Origin of the sequence: Myxococcus qinghaiensis (assembly GCF_024198215.1) — a bacterium.
GTDB classification, from domain to species: domain Bacteria; phylum Myxococcota; class Myxococcia; order Myxococcales; family Myxococcaceae; genus Myxococcus; species Myxococcus qinghaiensis.
Genome location: NZ_JAKCFA010000015.1, coordinates 230,561 through 252,169, shown reverse-complemented (window position 1 = coordinate 252,169; position 21,609 = coordinate 230,561). Strand labels below are relative to the sequence as shown.

Below are 21,609 nucleotides of genomic sequence, written 5' to 3'. Positions count from 1 at the left end.
TGAGTCACACTCGATGGCCCGTGGTTCCTGTCATCGGAGGGTTATTGCTCCGGACTGCGGAGGAGGCGTGTTCTTCAGTCTGGCCAGCGCTGGAACGAACCCTCCAGATACTTCGCCCGGCAGGCTCGGCGCTGGACCTTGCCGCTGGATGTCTTGAGCACCTCTCCGTGCTGGAGCAGGACGAGCTCGTGGACGTCGAGAGAGTGCGCTGCGGCGACGGCCTGGCGCACCTTCTTGAGCACCTCCGCCTGTTCCAGGACGTGCGCTCCCGCTCCGTCTCCGGGGGGCGTGTACTGACGGTCCACCTCGATGAGCACCACCAGCTTCTCCTCGTTGGCCCGCTCCACCGAGAAGGCCACGCAACAGCCCAGCCGGAAGCCCTCGTGCTGCGTCTCGACCGTCTGCTCGATGTCCTGGGGATAGTGATTGCGCCCATCCACGATGATGAGGTCCTTCAGGCGCCCGGTGACGAACAGCTCTCCCTCTCGCTGGAACCCCAGGTCCCCCGTGCGCAGGAATCCCCCCTCGGCCTCGTGGCCCCGGACTCGCGCCTGGAAGGTCTCCGCGTTGTGCTCGTCACGGCCCCAGTAGCCCTGGGTGACGTGCGGCCCGGAGACCCAGATCTCTCCCACCTCACCGTCGGCGCACGCCTCGGACGTCTCCGGATTGACGATGCGCAACTGGCCTCCCGCCCAACCCCTCCCGCAGCCCACCAGCGTCCGCGTGCCCTCCGCGCCAGGGGCGGCCTCGACCACGCGATTGCGCTCCAGCGCTCCCGCGTCGACGCCGAGGGTGCGGTGAGTGACCATGCGGGCCCCTCCCGTCGCATAGAGCGTCGCCTCGGCGAGCCCATAGCAAGGATAGAGCGCCGCCCTCTGGAAGCCCTGTGGCGCGAAGGACTCGGCGAAGCGCTCCAGGGTGTCCGCTCGCACGGGCTCCGCGCCGTTGAAGGCAATCTTCCACGAGCTCAGGTCCAATCCCTCGCGCTGCTCGGGCTTCACCTTCCGGACGCACAGCGCATACCCGAAGTTGGGGCCTCCACTCACCACGCCCCGGTACTTGCTGATGGCTCGCAGCCACCGCACCGGACGCTGCAGGAATGAATAGGGAGACATCAACACAGCGTGCGAGCCCAGGAACATGGGCTGCAACACCGTGCCGATGAGCCCCATGTCATGGTAGAGCGGCAACCAGCCCACGGTCGTTGAACTCGAGTCGTTGCCGAAGCCCTGGCGAATCATCTCCTCGTTGGCGAGCAGGTTCCGGTGCAACACCATGACGCCCTTGGGCGTCGACGTGGAGCCGGACGTGTATTGGAGAAAGGCCATGCTGTCGCCCGTGATTCGCGGCGGCCTCCAGCGCGACTCCTGGCCCGCGGGCAGCGCATCCACCGCCAGCCACCGCAGCTCCTTCAGCAGCGGGTACGTCTCCGAGAACGCCTTCACGCTCTCCAGGATGTCGCTCGTGGTGAGCGCGAAGCGCGGCCTTGCGTCCGTGATGATGGAGAGCAGGCGCGCCAGGGTCTGCTCGTTCTGGGGAGGGTAGACGGGCACCGCCGCCACGCCCGCGTCGAGGCAGCCGAAGAACGACCCGATGTACTCCAGCCCCGGCGCGAACAGCAGCAGGGCCCGGTCATTGGCGGCGCCCTGTTCCTGGAGTGCGGCGGCGACGGCCCGGGAGCGCTGATCCAACTCCGCGTAGCTCCAGCGCTGCTCTTCGTCCTCTCCGTTGACGAGGAAGGTGTAGGCGGGCGCATCGGGCTGGACGCTGGCGCGCCACCGCAGCAGCTCGCTCAGCGTGGCGATGGACGGAGGAATGACGGCGCTCAAGGTGTGGCTCCTTCAGAGGATGGGGAAATGGGCGGCATCCCGGCGTGTGGGCCAGGGGCCACCTCGCGCTCGGCTTCGAGCGCACGCAGGGGACGGTGGAAGACGGCCAGGCCCGTCAACAGGACGGTCAGCGCGCCCGCGAGGACGAACATCACCGCGATGCCTCGCCCCGCGCCCGTGCCGACGAGTGTCCCCAGCAGGGGGACCAGCGCCCCGCCTGGACGGAGCGCGGGCTCGAACACGAGGTCCGCCAGGGGACCGGAGATGGCGTAGGCGAGCGGCAGCATCATCCCGGTGAGGGCCCCGCTCATGGCGAAGACGCGACCCCGGAGCTGCAAGGGGACGATGCTTTGGAGGATGGACTGGCTGGAGCCGTTGATGATGGGAATGCCGAAGAAGAACGCGAAGGCCACGCCCGCTAGCAAGGGCAGTGACGTCCCGAGTCCGACCAGGACGAGACACAGGCCGCACGCGAGCTGGAAGAGCAGGACGCCGTGAATCTTGCGCCGGGGACCGCCCCAGGCGCTCATCACCACGCTGCCCGCCATCAGCCCCACGCCTCCCGCGGTGGTGAGCATGCCCAGCGCCTTCACGTCCGCGAGCGCCAGCACCAGCGGCGTCACCAGCACCTCGACGACGCCGGTGATGAAGTTGCTGCCCGCCAGGAAGCCGAGCAGCGCGAACAGGCCAGGCGTGGCTCTCATATAGGCGCCGCCCTCTCGCACCGAGGTGAGGAGGGAGGGCTGTCCCGCCTCGGACATGGCGGTGGTGGGGCGCTCCGGGAGGCGCAACACGAAGAGCGGCAGGACGCCGAGGGCGAAGCTCACCGCGTCGATGAGCAGGATGCCCTCCAGGTCGACCACCGCGAGCAGGAAGGCGCTCATCAGAGGCGCCCCCAACTGCGCGCAGGCGAGTCCCAACTGGAGCATGCCGTTGGCTCGGCCCAGGTGTTGGGGCGGCACCATCGTGGAGACCAGCACTGCGAAGGCGGGCTGCTGGAACGCGCCGGCCACGGAGACGATGGCCGTCGTGACGTACGCGTGCCACGGGCGAAGCTGCCCCGTGAAGAGAAGCACGGCCAGCACCAGCGTCGTGAGGCCGGCCGTCAAATCACTCAGCAGCAACACCCGCCGGAGCTTCCACCGGTCCACCAGCGCGCCCGTCACCGGTCCCAGCAGGACGCCCGGGAGCGCGGCGCACAGCATGATGAGCGCGAAGCGCGTCACGCCTCCCGTCGTCTGGTACATCCACACGCCCAGGGCGAAGCTCGTCAGCGAGGAGCCCAGCAGGGACACCACCTGCCCCAGCCACAGGGCCAGGGCGCGCCCGAGCGAGAAGTCAGGCACCGGCGCCACCGTGGCCGGCGTCATGGGCCACGCTCCGTGGACGGGTGCTCCAGGTGCCAGCGCACGCGCTCCGCGAGCTCATCGACATGGGGCGCGGCCAGCATCGTCATGTGGTCGCCCGGGATGTCCTCGACGAGGACGGGGCGTGTCGCGTGATGCCTCCAGCCCCAGGTGGCGTCCTCCTTGAAGTCGCCCGGCAGGACACCGTCATCCTCGTGCCGCTCCCTGGCTCGGAAGAGGGTGATGGGGGCGGGGCGCGCATCCGCCGGAGGGATGTATGTGATTTCGTAGGCGCGCTTGTAGACCTGGATGAGTCCGCGCACCTGCTGGCTGTCCGCGTCGGGGGGCAAGAGGCCCCCTTGGACGAGCCGCCTGGTGACGTGGGCCAATCGCTCCTCTGGGGAGAGGGGCCTGAGTGCTTCGGCGGAGACTCCCAGGTCAACGCCATACAGCCGGCCCGCGACGCTGGCGACGGAGGCCATCCAGTCCGCGTCGTCGAGCGCGGGCGCGTTGGTGGTGGGCTCCTGGTGCCTGGGCACAGGGGTGTTGAGGAGGCCCAGGAAGGCGACCTCCTCGCCCTGCGCCTGGAGCCGCCGCGCCATCTCGAAGGCCACCCAGCTTCCGAAGGAGTGGCCCAGCAGGTGATAGGGGCCGTGCGGCCGCACCCGCTGGAGCGCCTGGACGTTGCACTCCGCCATCTCCTCGACGGAGGCGTGCGGAGGCTCCGCGCCGTCCAGTCCCCGGGCCTGGAGTCCGTAGAGGGGCCGCGCCTTGCCCAGCCGCCGCGTCAGCTCCCGGAAGTAGAGGACGTTGCCGCCCGCGCCTGGCACGCAGAACAGCGGCGCTCCCTCGCCCCCGGCCTGGAGTGTCACCAGCGGAGACCAGGGGCTGTCGCCGTCCTGCTCAATCGCTCGCGCGAGCTGTTCCAGCGTGGGGCCCTGGAAGAGGACCGCCAGGGACGGCGCCTTGCCGAAGCGCTCGCGTATCCGAGCCACGAGCCGGACGGCGAGCAGGGAGTGACCGCCCAGGTCGAAGAAGCTGTCGCTCGCACCGATGGGGCCTGTCCCCAGCAGCTCCTCGAAGAGCGCCGCGAGCTTCGGCTCGGTGTCTCCGCGTGGCGCGATGAAGCCTTCCGCCTCCTCGCGCCGGGAGTCCCCGGGCACTGGGAGCGCCTGCCGGTCCACCTTGCCGTTGGGTGTGAGGGGGAAGGCGTCCAGGAGGACGAAGGCCGAGGGCACCATGTACAGGGGCAGGTGCTGGCGCAGGTGCTGACGGAGCGCCTCCTCGCCCACCGCGTCGGGTGACGTCAGCGTGAGGTACGCGACGAGCTGCCGCGCCGCCCCGTCGCCTCGGACGAGCAGCTCCACGGCGCGCACGCTCGCGTGCTCCAACAGCCTCGCCCTGATTTCATCCAGCTCGATGCGGTGGCCGCGCAGCTTCACCTGTGTGTCGTTGCGCCCGATGAACTCCAGCGTGCCGTCCGCCGCGTGGCGCGCCAGGTCTCCCGTCCGGTACACGCGGGCCCCGGGCTCCGCGCTGAAGGGATGCGGGATGAAGCGCTCGGCCGTGAGGCCCGGCTGCGTCCAATAGCCTCGTGCCAGCCCCACGCCGCCGACGAACAGCTCCCCCGGGACTCCGATGGGCACGGGCTGCAGCGCCGCGTCCAACAGGTACATCTCCGCGTTGGGGAAGGGGCGGCCAATCGGGACGGTCTGCTCGCTGGGGCTGGGCGTGACGGACTCGAAGAAGGTGCTGTCGATGGTCGCTTCGCTGAGACCGTACGAGCTCACCAGTCGCGTGTCCGGGCCGCACAGGCTCCGGAGCTGGGTGTACTCGCGCATGTCCCACGTATCCGAGCCGACGATGAGCAGCCGCATGAAGTCCAGGCGCTCTCCTCGCTCCTGGAGGTGGGCCATCAGCAGGCGGACCACCGCGGGCACGAACTCACCGCAGTCCACCTGCTCACGCACCATCAGCGCGTGCAGCCGCTCGGGCTCCAGCAACCACTCACGCGGGCAGAGCACCAGCGCCGCGCCCGAGCCGAGCGCCCGCGCGAGGTCCCCGCTGAAGACGTCGAAGGAGAAGCTCGCCATCTGCAGGTGGGCGCGCAGCGTGGGCAGCCGATAGTCGTGCTCCCACGCGAAGTAGGCATTCGCGAGAGCGCGGTGGTCCACCATCACTCCCTTGGGGCGCCCCGTGGAGCCCGACGTGTAGACCACGTACGCGAGGTGCTCGGGTCCCGAGCCTCCCGTGGGGGCCGTGTCCGAACGGCCCTCGATGGCGACGGCGTCCTCGTCCAGGCTCACCACCGTGGGGCGAGACGCGGGCAGGTTGGCGCGCAGCGTCCTCCGGGTGATGAGCAGCGCGGGCTGGCTGTCCGAGAGCATCAGCGCGGTGCGGTCCGGCGGATAGGAGGGGTCCAGCGGGACGTAGGTGCCCCCGGCCTTGAGCACCGCGAGGACCGCCACCACCAGGTCGACGGAGCGCTCCAGGAAGATGCCCACGCGCTGCTCGGGGCCCACGCCCAGGGCGCGCAGGTGGTGCGCGAGCTGGTTGGCGCGCTGGTCGAGCTGGGCATACGTGAGACGGCGCTCCGGGTCGACGACGGCGAGGGCGTCCGGCGTCCTGGTGGCATGGGCCGCGATGAGGTGATGCAGACAGGCGCCGGCCGGGACATCCAGGCGGGCCTCGTTCCAGCCGTGCAGCACCTGCTGTCGCTCTTCCGGCGGGAGCAGTGGCAGTGTGGCGAGGGGCTCGTCGGGCCTGGCGGCGATGCTGGCCAGGAGCGTCTGGAAGTGCGCCACCATGCGGTCGGCGGTGGTGGCGTCGAAGAGGTCCCGGTTGTACTCCCACGTGCCTTGCAGTCCGTCCGCCTCCTCGGCGAGCCAGAGCGTGAGGTCGAACTGGGCGAAGGACTCTCCCGGGACGGAGTAGGACTCCAGCCGCAGTGGCCCCACCGTGGCCTCGGCCTCGGGGGTGTTCTGCAGCACCAGCATGGCCTGGAAGAAGGGCGGGAAGCTGGTGTCGCGCGTGGGGGCCAGCTCCTCCAGCAGCTTCTCGAACGGGACGTCCTGGTGTGCGTACGCGCCCAGCGTCACGTCCACCACGCGCCGCAGCAGCTCGCGGAAGCGCGGGTTGCCGGACATGTCCGTGCGCATGACGAGGGTGTTGAGGAAGAAGCCGATGAGCGGCTCGATGGCGGCGCGATTGCGGTTGGCGATGTATGTGCCGACGCTGAGCCGGGGCTCGCGCGTGTAGCGGTGGAGCTGGGCCTGGAACGCGGCCAGCAGCACCATGTACAGCGAGGCCTTCTCCTGGCCCGCGAGCGAGCGCAGTCGCCGCGTCACCTCCGCGCTCACGACGAAGGTCCGCTTTCCTCCCGCGAACGTGCGCACCCGGGGACGCGCCCTGTCCGTGGGCAGCTTCAGCGGAGCGTCGCCGTCCGTGAGCTGTCGGCGCCAGTAGCCGAGCTGGGCGTCCAGCACGTCCCCCTGGAGCCAGCGCCGCTGCCACACCGCGAAGTCGGCGTACTGGATGGGCAGCTCCGTCAACGGAGAGGGCTGTCCGCGCGAGAAGGCGTCGTACAGGGCCGCCAGCTCACGCACGAGCACGCCGGTGGACCAGCCGTCGGAGATGATGTGGTGCATCACCAGCAACAGGACGTGGTCCTCAGGGCCCAGCCGCACCAGCGTGGTCGCCAGCAGCGGCCCCTTCGCCAGGTCGAAGGATCGGCCCGCCTCGCGCAGCGCCAATTCCCGGCAGCGCGCTTCACGCTCGTCGGTAGGCAGGGACGTCAGGTCCACCACGGGGACTTCGAGTGCCAGTCGCGGGACGACGTGCTGCGTGGGTTCACCGGCCACGGCCGCGAAGGTGGTGCGCAGTACCTCGTGCCTGTGGACGACCTCGGCGAGACCTCGCGTCAGTGCCTCCACCTGGAGCGGGCCGCGCAGCCTCACGAACTCGGGGATGTTGTAGGCCGGCGTCCCTGGCTCGAACTGGTCCAGGAACCAGAGCCGGCGCTGGGGGTAGGAGAGCGGCAGCGGCTCGGTGCGTGGGGCGCGGAGGATGGGGGGCGGGCCCTGTGTTGGCGCAGGCGCCGCGGTCTTCTGTTGCTCGCGCAGCTTCTTCAACACGAGCTCGCGCTTCTCCGGGGACAAGCCGGCCAGCCGCTTCTGGAGCGCGTCACTCATCGCTGGCGCCTCCCATCAGCAGCGCCACTTCCTCGTCCGACAGCTCGTCCACCTCGTCCAACGCGCTCGCAAGGGCCGCTGCGTCCGCGGCCTCCAGTCGCGCGAGGACGATGCGCTCGGCCAGCGCGGCGACGGTGGTGTGCTCGAAGAGGGCGCGCAGGGGCACCTCCACCTGGAAGGTGGCGTTCAACCGGGAGAGGATTCGCGTGGCCAGCAGGGAGTGGCCGCCGACGGCGAAGAAGTCGTCCAGCACTCCGAGCGACTCCAACCCCAGCACCTCGCGCCAGATGGCGAGCAGCGCCGCCTCCGTCTCCGTCCGGGGAGCGACCAGCGGGTCATCCACCGCGCGCAGGCCCGCATCCGGCGCCGGCAGGGCCCGGCGGTCCACCTTGCCGTTAGGCGTCAGCGGGAGCGCGTCGAGCCTCAGGAAGAGGGCAGGGACCATGTAGTCGGGCAGCCGCGCCCTCAGGAAGTCCCTCAGCGCGGAGAGGTCCGGTGCACCCGCGCCCACGAAGTAGGCGACGAGCCGAGCGGGCGCGCCGGGGTCTTGTCGCAGCAGGACCACGGCGGCCTCGACGCCAGGCGCCTTGCCGAGCACCGACTCGATTTCGGCCAGCTCCACTCGGAAGCCGCGCAGCTTCACCTGCGTGTCCGCGCGCCCCAGGAACTCCAGGTTCCCATCCGGCAGCCAGCGCGCCCGGTCTCCCGAGCGATACAGCCGCGCTCCCGGAGCGCCGAAGGGGTCGGGGACGAAGCGCTCCGCGGTCAGCTCGGGACGGAGGCGGTAGCCGCGCGCCACGCCCTCGCCGGCGATGAAGAGCTCGCCCACGACGCCCACGGGCACGGGCTGGTGGCGTGCGTCCAGCACGTGGATGCGCACGTTGGCGAAGGGGCGGCCGATGGGGACGAGTCGTGCGTCCGCCGCCTCCAGGCCGTCGCTCTCGAACCAGGTGCTGTCGATGGTGGCTTCGCTGATGCCGTACGAGTTGATGAGCCGCGTGTCGTCGCCGATGACGCCTCGCAGGCGGTGGTACTCGTCGACGTACCAGGCATCGGAGCCGGCGATGAACACCCGCATGGAGTCCAGCCGCTGCCCGCTCTCCTCCAGGTACTGGAGCAGACCGCGCGCCACGGCGGGGACGAACTCGGCGCAGTGGATGTCCTCGTCACGCAGCAGCGCATAGAGCCGCGCAGGCTCCAGCAGCCACTCACGTGGGCAGAGGACCAGCCGGCCTCCCGAGAGGAGCGCCCGGACCAGGTCTCCCGCGAACACGTCGAAGGAGAAGCTCGCCAGTTGGAGATGATTGCGGCAGCCGTCCTCCCGCAGTCCGTAGTCTCGCTCCCAGCCGAGGTAGGCATTGGCCCAGCTCCGGTGCGAGACCATCACGCCCTTGGGTGTTCCCGTCGAGCCGGAGGTGAAGACGACATACGCCAGGGTGTCGGGACCCGCGAGCGGGGAAGGGGGCTCAATGGGGAGCGCGGCGCGGGACTGCGCCTCTCCGTCCATCAGGTAGCGCGCCACGCCGGGTGCGCTCAGTGAGGCTTCCAGGGCGCGCTGCGTGACGAGCAGCGACAGGTGGGCCTCGGAGACCATCAGCGCCACGCGGTCCGCGGGGTAGGCGGGGTCGAGCGGGACATACGCACCGCCCGCCTTGAGGATGCCCAAGAGCGCGACGTACAGCTCCGGCGCGCGCTCCAGATAGACACCGACGAGGACCTCGGGGCCCACGCCGCGGGCTCGGAGGTGGTGAGCCAGGCGGTTCGCCTGTGCCTCCAGTTGTCCGTACGTGAGCGACGTGCCCCCCGGTGCGCTGACGGCGATGGCGTCTGGCGTCTGGCGGGCCTGGGCACTGAAGCGCTCGTGCACGCAGGCGTCCAGGCCGAAGGGGACGTGGGTGTCGTTCCACTCGAAGAGCAGCCGGTGCCGCGCCGCCTCCGAGTGGATGGGCACGTCCCCCAGGTTTCGTGCTTCGACGGCGCAGAGTCCCACCAGCGCGGTGGCGAGCTGCTCCAGGAGTTGCTCCACGGCCCGCTCGTCCAGCCGAGGGGACTCGAAGTCGATGTGGAGCAGCAGCTCCTTGTCGGCGTGGGCCGTCAGGGTGAGCGGGTAATGCGTGCGCTCCTGGGCGGTGACGTCGCGCACGTCCAGCGCGCTCGTGCCCTGCATCACCGACTGCTCCACCGGGTAGTTCTCGAAGACGAGCAGCGTCTCGAAGAGAGGCGTGCCACGAGGCACCTGACTCCAGCCTTGGACGCGCACGAGCGGCGCGGACTCGTGGGACGAGCGCTCCACCTGCGCGGCCTGGAGCTCCTTCAGCCAGTCCACCACACGCATCCCAGGGGGCAGCTTCACCCGTGCGGGGACGGTGTTGATGAACAGGCCCACCATCTGCTCGACACCCGCCAGCTCCGGCGGACGCCCCGCCACGGTGACGCCGAAGAGCACGTCCTCCGCGCCGGCATGGCGCCCCAGCACCAGCGCCCACGCGCCCTGGACCAGCGTGCCGAGCGTGACCTGGTGCCGCCGGGAGAAGGCGCGGAGCCGCTCCGTCGCGTCCGCGGGGACCAGGACCTTGCGCGCTCCCATCATCGGCGTCGCGCTCCGGGCCCGACCTCCCTGCTCGCAGGGGACTGGCGTCGGCTCGGTGAAGGCGGCCAACTCTCGCCGCCACCACGCCTCCGACCTCGCCGCGCCCCGCTCGCGCAGCCAGCCGATGTAGTCGCGGAACAGGGGTGGCGCCTCCATCGGCGCCAGCTCACGGCCCTGGCGGGCGTCGTACCTCGACAGCATCTCGTTCAGCACACGGCCCACGCTCCAGCCGTCCAACAGCAGGTGGTGGAAGCTCCACACCACGCGCCACGTCCGCTCACGCAGGCGCAACACCGCCACCCGCATCAGAGGTGCCCGCGCGAGGTCGAAGCCCCGCGCCTCGTCCTCCTTCATCCACGTGGCCTGCCGGGCCTGCTGCTGCTCGTCGGACAGGGCTCTCCAGTCCGCTTCCTCCCAGGGCAGCACGGCTTCGCGGTGGACCACCTGGTGCGGCTCTTCCATGTCCTCCCACGCGAAGCTGGTGCGCAGGATGGGGTGGCGCTCCATCGTCTCCTGCCAGGCGCGTCGCAGCGCCGCCACGTCCAGGTCCGTGTCGAGTGTCCACGCGGCCCGTTCGAAGTACATCCCCGCGCGAGGCTCCAGTCGCGCGTGGAAGAGCATGCCCTGCTGCATGGGCGACAGCGGGTAGAGGTCCTCCAACGCGGGGTGTTCGCGCAGCAGTCCGTCCATGGTGGCCTGCGTCACATCCGCCAGGGGGAAGTCCGAGGGCGACAGCCTCTTCGCGTCCGCCGTGTCCCGCTTCGCCACCAGCTCGCGAAGCGCCTGGACGAAGCCCTGGGCCAACGTCTCCACCGTGGAGCGCTGGTGCAGCGCCTCGCTGTAGGTGAAGGACACCTCCAGCTTGCCCTCCAACACGTGTGCATTCACCTCCAGCACCTGCCGGCGGCGCCCGAGCGCGCTCTGCTGCGCGCCCATGGCCTCATCGGCGGGGACGAGCGGGGAGTCGGACGGCAACGCGGAGTCGAGCTGTCCCAGGTAGTTGAAGGCGACCTGGGGCTCGGGCACGGCCGCGAGCTTCGCGCGCACCTCATCACGCCCGAGGTATCGCAGCAGTCCGTGGCCCAGGCCCTTGCGAGGCACCCGCCGCAGCGCATCCCGCACGGCGCGGAGCCCATCGCCCGGCGTGCCGTCTGGCGGCAGCTCCACCGTCACCGGGTAGATGCTGGTGAACCAGCCCACGGTGCGACCGAGGTCCACGTCCTCGAAGAGCTCCTCGCGGCCATGGCCTTCCCACTGCACGCAGTGCAGGCGCTGACCCGTCCATCCGGCGAGCGCACCCACCAGGCCGGTGAGCAGCACCTCGTCGACACGGGCGCGCCACGCCCTCGGCAACTCCTGGAGCAGCGCGCGCGTCTCCTCCGCGTCCAGCGCGGCGTGCACCGTTCGCGCGGAGGCGAGTGTGTTGTCTCCACCTCGGAGGTCCAGGGGCAGCGGCGGAACGTCCGCCCTTCGGCGCAGCCAGAACGCCGCCTCTTCTTCCAGCTCGGGTCCCTGGGCGTGGGGCTCCAGCCGACGCGCCCACTCCTGGAACGACGTCGTCTTCGGAGGCAGGGCCACGGGCTCGCCCTGGAGGAGTTGCTGGAACGCGGTCCCCAGGTCCTGGAGCAGCACGCGCCACGAGACGGCATCCACCACCAGGTGGTGGACGGCCAACAGCAGCCGGGTGCCACGCGGGCCCAGGTCGAAGAGGACGGCGCTCACCAGGGGCGCCTTCGCCAGGTCGAAGCCTGACTGCGCCTTCTGGGCCTCCTGCTCCAGCGCGGTCCGCTGGGCGTCCGCGTCCAGGGTGGACAGGTCCACTTCTCGCGGCTCCACCCCGTGCTCCAGGCCGGTGTTCTCCTGACGCCAGCCGTCCGGGGTCTCCTCGAAGCGCAATCGCAGCGCGTCGTGATGTGCCACCAGCGCGCTCAGCGCCTCGCGCAGCAGCTCTCGATTGGGACGCTCGCGCAGGCCCAACAGGAGGGACTGGTTGTAGTGGTGCGGATGGGGAAGGCGCGACTCGAAGAACCAGCGCTGGATGGGCGTGAGGGGCACGGGGCCCGTCACCACACCCTGCTCGCCGCGGGAGGCTCCGGCCACGCCCACGTGGAGCGCCAGCGCGGCGATGGTCTGGTGCTGGAAGAACTGCCGGGGGGTGATGCGCAGCCCGGCATCCTGCGCCCGCGCGATGACCTGGATGCTGACGATGGAGTCGCCGCCCAGCTCGAAGAAGTTGTCGTGCGTGCCCACCCGCTCGTGCGACAGCACGGCGGCCCAGATGCTCGCCAGCGTCCGCTCCACGGGCGTGCGTGGCGCGACGTAGGTGTCCTTGGGCTTGCGCTGCCGAGGGGCCTCGGACACCAGCGCCCGGCGGTCCACCTTGCCGCTGGACGTCAGGGGCAGGGCCTTCAGCGCGATGAAGGCCGAGGGCACCATGTAGTCCGGGAGCCGGGTCTCCAGCGCGCGCCGGAGCGGCGCAGGGTCCAGCGCTCCTTCTTCTGCTTCTTCTCCGGTGACCAGCCACGCCACGAGCTGCCCGCGCCCGGACGCATCTTCGACCAGGGCGACCGCGGCCTCGCGCACTTCGGGCAAGTCCGTCAGCGCGGCTTCGACTTCTCCCAGCTCGATTCGGAAGCCTCGCAGCTTCACCTGGAAGTCATTGCGCCCGAGGAACTCGAGGTGGCCATCCGCCAACCAGCGCACGCGGTCTCCGGTGCGGTACAGCCGCGCGCCCGGCGTGCCGCTGAACGCATCCGGAAGGAAGCGCTCGGCCGTCAGCTCCGGCCGGCCCAGGTAGCCGCGCGCCACGCCCATGCCGCCGACGTACAGCTCGCCCGGCACTCCCGTGGGCACGGGCCGTCCGCTCGCGTCCAGCACGTACAGCCGCACGTTGGGCCAGGCCCGGCCGATGTCCGGCCGCTCCGCGACCACCTGCTCTCGCGCGGAGGCGCACACCGTCACCTCCGTGGGGCCATAGGCGTTGACGAAGTGACGGCCCTCCACCCACCGGCGCGCAAGCTCCGGCGTGCAGGCCTCGCCCGCGGAGATGACGGACGCCAGCGTGGGCAGTCCCGCCGGGTCCAGCTGTGCCAGCACCGACGGCGTCAGCGTGGCCACGGTGATGGCCTGGGACACCAGCAGTCCCTGGAGCGGCGCGCCCGGCATGAGCGAGTCACGCGGCGCGAGGCACAGGCGCGCGCCCGCCAGCAACGTGGAGAGCACCTCGCACACCGAGGCGTCGAAGCCGATGGCCGCGAACTGGAGCACCCGGCTGTCAGGCTGGATGCGGTGCGCACGGATGGCCGACAGGGCCGTGTTGCACAGGCCCTGGTGCGCCAGCAGCGTGCCCTTGGGACGGCCCGTGGAGCCGGAGGTGTAGATGACGTAGGCGAGGTTCTCCGGCGACAGCGCCACCGAAGGCGGCTCCACCGGCTGCCGGGCAATGGCCGCCGCGTCCGAGTCCAGGCACACCATCAGCTCTGACTGGATGGGAAGCTCGTCCGCGAGGTGCTCCTGGGTGACGATGACCGGGACGCCCGCGTCGCGCATCATCATCCCGAGCCGCGCCATGGGAGCGGTGGGGTCCAACGGCAGCCACGCGCCGCCGGCCTTGAGGATGCCGAGCATGCCGACCACCAGCTCCGGCGAGCGCTCCAGGCACAGGCCCACGCGCACCTCGGGCCCCACGCCCAGCGCGCGCAGGTGCCACGCGAGCTGGTTGGCTCGGGCGTCCAGCTCCCGGTAACGGAGCTCTTGTCCCTCGAAGCTGACGGCGATGGCGTCCGGCGTGCGCGCCACCTGGGCCTCGAAGAAGCGATGGGCAAGGCAGACGTCGGGCAGCGGCGTCGCCGTGTCGTTCCACTCCACCAACAGGCGTTGCCGCTCCGGATCGGACAGCAGTGAAAGGCGCGAGACGCGCTCCTCCGGCTTCGCGACCGCGCCCACCAACACCTCGCGCAGGTGCTCGCGCATCCGCGAGACCGTGTCCTGCTCGTACAGGTCGCTGCTGTACTCGCACAGACACTCCAGCCCGCGCGCGGTCTCGGTGACCACCCAGGTCATGTCGAACCGGGCGGTGCTCGTGGTGCTGACCTCCTCCTTCAGCACGAGGCCGGGCAACTCCAAATCCGTGTCCGGCACGTTCTGGAGGATGAGCTTCACCTGGAAGAGAGGCGAGTGGCTCACGCTGCGCTCGGGGTTGACCGCCTTGACCAGCTCCTCGAAGGGGAGGTCCTGGTGGGCGTAGGCGTCCAGCGCCGAGCGCCGCGTCTGGCGGAGCAGCGCACGGAAGGTCGGGTCGCCCGACAGGTCCCCGCGCATGACGAGCTGATTGATGAAGAAGCCAATCAACCCCTCGGTGCCCAGGTGGTTGCGGTTGGCGATGTCTGTGCCGACCACGACGTCCGTCGCGCCCGTGTAGCGGTGCAGCAGGGCCTGGAAGGCGGCCATGACCGTCATGAAGGGCGTGACGCCCTCGCGACGGCAGAGCACACGCAGCGCCTCGGCTTCGTCGGGAGCGAGGAGCGGACCCTGGTGGGTGCTGCCTCGGAAGCCCTGCACGGGCGGGCGAGGATGGTCCGCGGGCAGCTCCAGGAAGGGCGGGGCGCCCGCGAGCCGCTCCTTCCAATAATCCAACTGCCGCTCCAGCGCGGGGCCGGACAGCCACTCCCGCTGCCAGCGTGCGTAGTCCGCGTACTGCACCGGCAGCGCGGGGAGCGGCGAGGGACTCTGCGCGCTGAAGGACGAGTAGAGCGTCGCCACTTCGCGCACCAGCACGGAGAGCGACCAGCCGTCCGCGATGATGTGGTGCAGCGTCAGCAGCAGCAGGTGCTCGGTTTCACCCAGCCGCAGCAGGGCGCAGCGGAAGCCAGGGCCGTGCTCCAGGTCGAAGGGGCGCCGGGCCTCCTCGTCCACCAACTGTCGGGCCTGGGCCTCGCGGTGCTCGGGCGGCAGCCCCGTCAGGTCGATGACGTCCAGGGGCTGGGGCTCGGCGGGGCGGACGAGCTGTGCTGGCGTCTGTCCGTTCATCAGGAACGTCGTGCGCAGGCTCTCGTGGCGCTCTCGCAGCGCGTCCAGGCAGCGGCGCGCCACCTCCACGTCGAGCTCGCCGGACAACCGGAGCACGGCCGGCATGTTGTAGACGGGGCTCCGCGGCTCCATCCGGTAGAGGAACCACAGCCGCTGCTGCGCGAAGGACAGGGGGCGAGGTCCGTCGTGCGGGAGGGACTGGAGCGGGGGCGGAGGCGGCTCGCCCGTGGCCCGCGCGCGCAGCGCCTGGATGCGCTCGGCCAGGCCCGCCACGGTGGGGGCCTCGAAGAGGGTGGCGATGGGCAGCTCCACTCCGAAGGCCTCGCGCACGCGTGAGACCACCTGGGTGGCGAGCAGCGAGTGGCCGCCCAAATCAAAGAAGGCGTCGTGGAGTCCGAACCGCTCCGTGCGCAGCACCGAGGCCCAGATGCTGGCGACCAGCTCCTCCGTGCCATTCCTCGGGGCCCGGGTGTCGCCGCTCGCGCTCGACGGCGGTGCCGCCAGCGCTCCGCGGTCCACCTTGCCGTTCGGGGTGAGCGGCAGGGACTCGAGCGTCGTGACGCTGGCGGGCACCATGTAGCCGGGGAGCCGCCGCTGGAGGAAGGCCCGCAGGTCGCCCGGCTCCGTCGCCTTTCCGGAGTGCGGTACCACGTAGGCGGCGAGGCGCTGGTCTCCGGGCTCGTCCTCGCGCACCAGGACCACCGCGTCACCCACGGTCGGGTGCTGGCGCAGCGTGGCTTCGATTTCTCCCAGCTCGATGCGGTGGCCGCGCAGCTTCACCTGTCCGTCGCGGCGGCCGAGGAACTCCAGGGCGCCATCCGGCAGGTAGCGCGCGAGGTCTCCCGGGCGATACAGCCGCGCGCCCGTGCGCCCGCTGAAGGGGTCGGGCACGAAGCGCTCGGCGGTGAGGCTCGCGCGTCCCAGGTAGCCGCGCGCCACGCCCACGCCGCCGATGTACAGCTCGCCCGTGACGCCGACGGGCACGGGTTGGAGCCCCGCGTCCAGGACGTACAGCTCCGTGTTCGCGATGGGGCGGCCAATCGGGACGATGCCGTCCACCAGGCCTGTCTTGCTCACGTCGTGGATGGAGCAGCCGACCACGGTCTCCGTGGGGCCGTACTCGTTGACCAACCGGACCTTGGGGGCCTGTCGTCGCCACAGCTCCACGGTCGCCGCCGGCAGCGCTTCACCGCCGACGACGAAGGTGCCCTGGAGCTCGGCCAGGGCGGGCTCCGGTAGGAGGTTGGACAGCACCTGGAGGTGGGCCGGCGTGAGCTTGACGAGCCCGTGCCGATGCGCGCGCAGCGATGACGCCAGCGCTTCCAGCTCCTGCCCCGAGGGCAGCAAGTGCACCGTCCCGCCCGCGCACAGGGGCGTGAGGAGGCTGGTGAGGGTGGCGTCGAAGGCGATGGACGTGTGGACGGGCGCGCTCTGTCCCTCCTCCACCTGGTACTCCCGCCGTGCCCAGTCGAGGTAGTGGACCAATCCTCGCTGCGTCACCAGCGTCCCTTTGGGGAGGCCCGTGGAGCCGGAGGTGTAGATGACATACGCCAGCGAGTCACCGCCGTCGGTCGGCGGCGGCGTGTGACTGGGTGCCCCCGCGAGCAGGTCCGAGGGCCCATCCAGGAGGACGGTGCGGGCACCCACGTCGACGAGCCCTGGCGCGAAGGCGCTCGTGGTGAGCAGCACGTCCGCGCGCGAGTCCGACAACATGAAGGCCAGCCGCTCCGACGGATAGGCAGGGTCCAACGGCAGCCAGGCCGCGCCCGCCTTGGTGGCTCCCAAGAGGCCGATGAGCAACTCGAGCGAGCGGTCCATGTGGAGCGCCACCAGTCGCTCGGCTCCCACGCCCAGCGAGCGCAGGTGCCACGCGAGCTGGTTCGCCCTCGCGTCCAGCTCCGCGTAGGTGAGCGACCGCGCGCCGTTCACCGCGGCCACCGCATCCGGAGAGGTCGCGGCGCGCGCCTCGAAGAGCGACCGGAACGTCGCCTCGGTGGGGAAGGGCGTGGCGGTGGCGTTCCAGTCCACGAGCAACCGCCGCTGTTCCTCGGGGGGCAGCGCGCTGGTGGTGTGGTGAGGCTGGTCCGCGTGGAAGGCCAGCGCGCTCAGCACTCGCTGGAAGGCGGCGCCGACCTGCTCCACCTGTGCGTGCTCCAGGTCGACGGCGTTGTAGTCCAGCTCCAGCGTCAGCTCCTGCGTGTGGGGCTCGGTCTGGAAGTGGACCGCGAGGGTGGCGTTCGTCCCCTCGGCGCGGATCATGCCCAGCGCTTCCACCTGGGAGAGCGTGCCCGCCAGCTCGTGCAGGACGTGGAAGTGCATGTAGTTGAACATGACTTCGTAGAGGGGCTCGCGGCCCCACTGCCGCTGGATGTCCGCCATGGGGTAGCGGCGGAAGGGATACAGCGCGCGCTCGGCGTCGAACGCGCCTCGGACCAGCGACGTCCAGCTCCCCGGGGCCAGCCGCATCCGGAAGGGCACGGTGTTGAGGAAGATGGCGCGCAGCCGGGAACCATCGCCTTCCTCCGGGCGACTGTTGACGCCCATGCCGGTGATGACGTCGTCCTGACCGCTCAGCAGACCCATCACCTTGAGGTGGGCGGCGACGAGCACGCTCTTGAGCGGCAGGCCCTCCGCGCGGGTGAGCGCGAGCAGTCCGTCATGGAGCTCTCGCGACAACGGCACCTTGACGGTGGCGATGGTCGGCGTGCCGGAGGCGAGCGGGCGCCGCCAGCGTGGCAGCCGCATCACCGCGCCGCCTGTCAGCAAGTCCCGCCAGAAGCGCTGATGGGGCTCCGACGCGAGCACCTGGCGCTCCATGGCCACGAAGTCGCGGTACGTCAGCGTGGTGGGCTGCTCGGGGGGAGGCTGCTGCGCGTTCACCAGGGCGTGGTGGTGGTTGAAGATCTCCACCAGCGTGGAGTGGAGGCTCCAGCCGTCGATGATGGCGTGGCACTCGGTGAGCGTGAACTGGAAGGACTGGTCGCCGCGCAGGTGGATGAAGAAGCGCAGCAGCGGCGGCACCGCCAGGTCGAAGTGGTGGCGCTTCTCGTCCTCCAGCAGCTGCCGGATGGCGGCCTCCTGCTCCGCGTCGGACAGGTGGCGCACGTCCACGACCCGCAGGGCGAGCTTCGCCTCACGGTGGACCAACTGCAGCGGCTCGCTGTACGTCGTCATGTCGAACGACGTGCGCAGCACGGGGTGGCGCGCGACGATGACGCGCACCGCCTCCTCGAACAGCGCCGTGTCCACGGGCGTCTTCAGCCGCAGATGGAAGCTGTCCGTGTTGTGGTAGATGTTCGAGTCCGGCGCGAGCTGCATGTGGTACAGCATCCCGGCCTGGATGCGGGCGAGCGGGTACGCGTCCTCGATGCCCGGCGGAAGCTTCGCGAGGTCCTCCTCGGAGATGAGGCTGAAGGGCTCGGTGCGAGGGAACACCTCTCGCGCGGGCTGCTCTCGCGTCGCACCGGCCGCTTCGAGCAGCGCGGCCACTGTCTGGTGTTGGAAGACCTGCTGGAGGGTGAAGTCCAGGCCCTGGCGTCGGGCGAGCGTCAGCACGCGGATGCTGAGGATGGAGTCGCCCCCCAGCGCGAAGAAGTTGTCGTGGATGCCCACGCGCTGCACGCCCAGCACCTCCGCCCAGATGGCGCACAGGGCGGTCTCCGAGGCGTCGCGAGGCGCGACGTACCGTGCCGGCTCCGCGCGCTCCTTCGAGGGCGTGGGCAGGGCCTTGCGGTCCACCTTGCCGTGGGCCGTGAGGGGGAAGCGCTCCATCAGGACGAAGGCGCTGGGGACCATGTAGTCCGGCAGGCGGGCCAGCAGGAACTGGCGCAGCTCATCGACGCCCGGCGGTGGCTGGTCGCCGGTGGCGAGATAGGCCACCAGTGAGCGGGTGCCCGGCGGCTCCTCGCGCACCAGGACGAGCGCCTCGCGCACGGCGGGGTGAAGGCTGAGGACGACCTGGATTTCGCCCAGCTCGATGCGGAAGCCGCGAATCTTCACCTGGTCGTCGATGCGGCCCAGGTATTCGAGCTGGCCATCCGGCGTGAAGCGCGCCAGGTCTCCAGTCCGGTAGAGCCGGGCCCCCGGGACGCGGCTGAACGGGTGCGGCACGAAGCGCTGGGCGGTGAGGCCGGGCTGTCCCAGGTAGCCGCGCGCGAGCCCCGCGCCGCCGACGTGGATTTCGCCCGTGACGCCGATGGGCACCGGCTCCATCCGCGAGTCCAGCACATAGAGCTGGAGGTCGGGGATGGCGAGTCCGATGGGGCTCTGCTGGGTGTGCGCGGCCTCCGCCGCCGTCATCGGTCGGTAGGTGACGTGGACGGTCGTCTCGGTGATGCCGTACATGTTGACGAGCTGGGGCCGCGCGTCCCCGTGTCGCTGGAACCAGGGCAGGAGGCTCGCGGGCTCCAGCGCTTCGCCGCCGAAGATGACGTAGCGCAGCGCGAGCGGTGGCGGCTTCGACTCCAGGCGCTCCTCGGCCTGGCTGAGCTGACGGAAGGCCGCGGGCGTCTGGTTCAGCACCGTGACGTGCTCGTCGTGCAGCAGCTGGAGGAAGGCGTCGGGCGAGCGCGACGTGAGGTAGGGCACCACCACCAGCCGGCCGCCGTACAGCAGCGCGCCCCACAACTCCCAGACGGAGAAGTCGAACGCATAGGAGTGGAACAGCGTCCAGACGTCGTGCTCGTCGAAGTGGAACCAGTCCTTCGTGGCCTCGAAGAGGCGCAGCACGTTCCCGTGCGGGAGCAGCGAGCCCTTGGGCCGCCCCGTGGAGCCGGAGGTGTAGATGACGTAGGCGAGGCCGTCCTCCGAGACGTCGACCCCGGGCGAGGTGATGGGCTGGCTCGCGAGGTGCTCGGCGGCGTCCTCCAGGACGAGCAGCGACACGCCTTCAGTCGGCAGCCGCTCCGCGAGGTGGCGCTGGGTGATGGCCACGGTCATCCGGCTGTCCGTCACCATGTACGCCAGGCGGTCCGCGGGGTACGTCGGGTCGAGCGGTACATACGCGGCGCCCGCCTTGAGAATCCCGAGGATGCCGACCACGGTGGCGGCGGTGCGCTCCACGCACAGGCCCACCAGTGACTCCCGCGTGACGCCGCGCTCGCGCAGCGCGTGGGCGAGCTGGTTGGCGCGGCGGTCCAGCTCCGCGTAGGTGATGCGCTCGCCTTCGCTGACCACCGCGATGGCGTCGGGCCGGCGTTGTACCTGCGCCTCGAAGCGCTGGTGCAGGCTCCCCGTGCGGTCGAAGGACTTCAGGGCCGGCCACGTCTCCAGGAGCTGGTGGCGCTCGGGCGCCGTCAGCAGCGGCCATTCATCCAGCCGGAGGTCCGGGTTGCCCGTGACGCCCGTGAGCAGCGACAGGAGGTGGCCGCGCAGGCGCTCCATCGTCGCGCCATCGAACAGGTCGCTGTTGTACTCGAGGACGCCGCGCAGTCCGTCGGGGCCTTCCTGCAGGTCCAGCGTGACGTCGAACTTGGAGGTGCCCGTCTCCAACTCGACGGTCTTCAAGACGAGCCCGGGGAGCGTCAGCTCACGGGTGGGCGCGACCTGGAGGTTGAGCGCAGCCTGGAACAGCGGCGTGTACGCGAGGTTGCGCTCGGGCTGGACCTGCTCCATCAGCCGCTCGAAGGGCAGGTCCTGGTGGGCGTGCGCCTCCAGCAGCACCTCGCGCACGCGGACCAACAGCTCACGGAAGGTGGGGTTGCCGGACAGGTCCGTGCGCAACACCAGCGTGTTGACGAAGAAGCCGATCAGCCCCTCCGTCTGGACCTGGGAGCGGTTGTTCTGCGGGGCGCCCACGACGATGTCCGTCTGGTGCGTGTAGCGCGACAGCAGGCCCTGCCACGCGGCCAGCAGCGTCATGAAGAGGGTGGCGCCCTCTTTCTGTCCCTGAGCCCGCAACGCCTCGACGAGGGGGGGAGGCAGATGGAGGGGCAGCGCCGCGCCCCGCTGCGTCTGGAGCGCGGGCCGGGGCCGGTCGGTGGGGAGCTGGAGCACGCTCGCGCCCGTGAGCCGCTGCTTCCAGTACGCGAGGTGGGCATCCAGCGTCCCGGGCGTCGCCAACCAGTCGCGCTGCCACTGGGTGTAGTCCGCGTACTGGAGCGGGAGCGGCTCCAGGGTGGGCTCGTGGCCCGCGCTGAACGCCGCGTAGAGGCTCGACATCTCGTGGATGAGGATGCCGAGCGAGCCACCATCCGAGATGATGTGGTGCAGCGTCATCACCAGGAGGTGCTCGGTGGGGGCCAGCTTGAAGAGGCGCGGTCGCAGCAGAGGGCCGCGCATCAGGTCGAACGGCCGCCGGCACTCCTCGGTGGCGAGCCGTCGAGCCCGCTCCTCGCGCTCCGCCTCGGGGCCGTCACACAGGTCCACGAGGACGACGGGCGCGCGGCCCTCCGGCGCGATGACCTGGACGGGGGTGCCCTCTTCCTGCGCGAATGTGGTGCGCAGCGATTCGTGCCGCTCCACCAGCGCATCGAAGGCGCGCTGAAGCGCCTCGATGTCGAGCTTCCCGCTGAGCCTCACCGCTCCGGCGATGTTGTAGCTGGGGTTCTCCGGCTGGAGGAGGTGGAGGAACCACAGCCGCTGCTGAGCGAACGAGACGGGGAAGACGAAGGATTCGGCGGTCATGG

4 protein-coding genes are annotated in these 21,609 nt (G+C 70.7%); all 4 read right to left on the bottom strand.

The window, feature by feature from the left end; genetic code table 11:
* Positions 1–74 precede the first annotated feature (74 nt).
* From LZ199_RS27290 to LZ199_RS27275, 4 genes are read right to left on the bottom strand one after another with little or no spacing between them, the layout of a single operon-like run.
* Positions 75–1,829, bottom strand: coding sequence for a fatty acyl-AMP ligase (locus LZ199_RS27290; RefSeq protein ID WP_253996690.1), 1,755 nt, complete (start codon positions 1,827–1,829; stop codon positions 75–77).
* Positions 1,826–3,199 carry an MFS transporter gene (locus LZ199_RS27285; RefSeq protein ID WP_253996689.1) on the bottom strand — a complete coding sequence of 458 codons (1,374 nt, stop codon included), beginning with the start codon at positions 3,197–3,199 and terminating at the stop codon, positions 1,826–1,828. Before LZ199_RS27285 ends, LZ199_RS27290 begins: the two co-directional genes overlap by 4 nt.
* Positions 3,196–7,365 carry a non-ribosomal peptide synthetase gene (locus LZ199_RS27280; RefSeq protein WP_253996688.1) on the bottom strand — a complete coding sequence of 1,390 codons (4,170 nt, stop codon included), beginning with the start codon at positions 7,363–7,365 and terminating at the stop codon, positions 3,196–3,198. The genes LZ199_RS27285 and LZ199_RS27280 overlap by 4 nt, the downstream gene beginning before the upstream one ends.
* Entirely contained in the window at positions 7,358–21,607 is a 14,250-nt protein-coding gene (locus tag LZ199_RS27275; RefSeq protein WP_253996687.1) for a non-ribosomal peptide synthetase, read from the bottom strand. The genes LZ199_RS27280 and LZ199_RS27275 overlap by 8 nt, the downstream gene beginning before the upstream one ends.
* Positions 21,608–21,609: the final 2 nt, after the last annotated feature.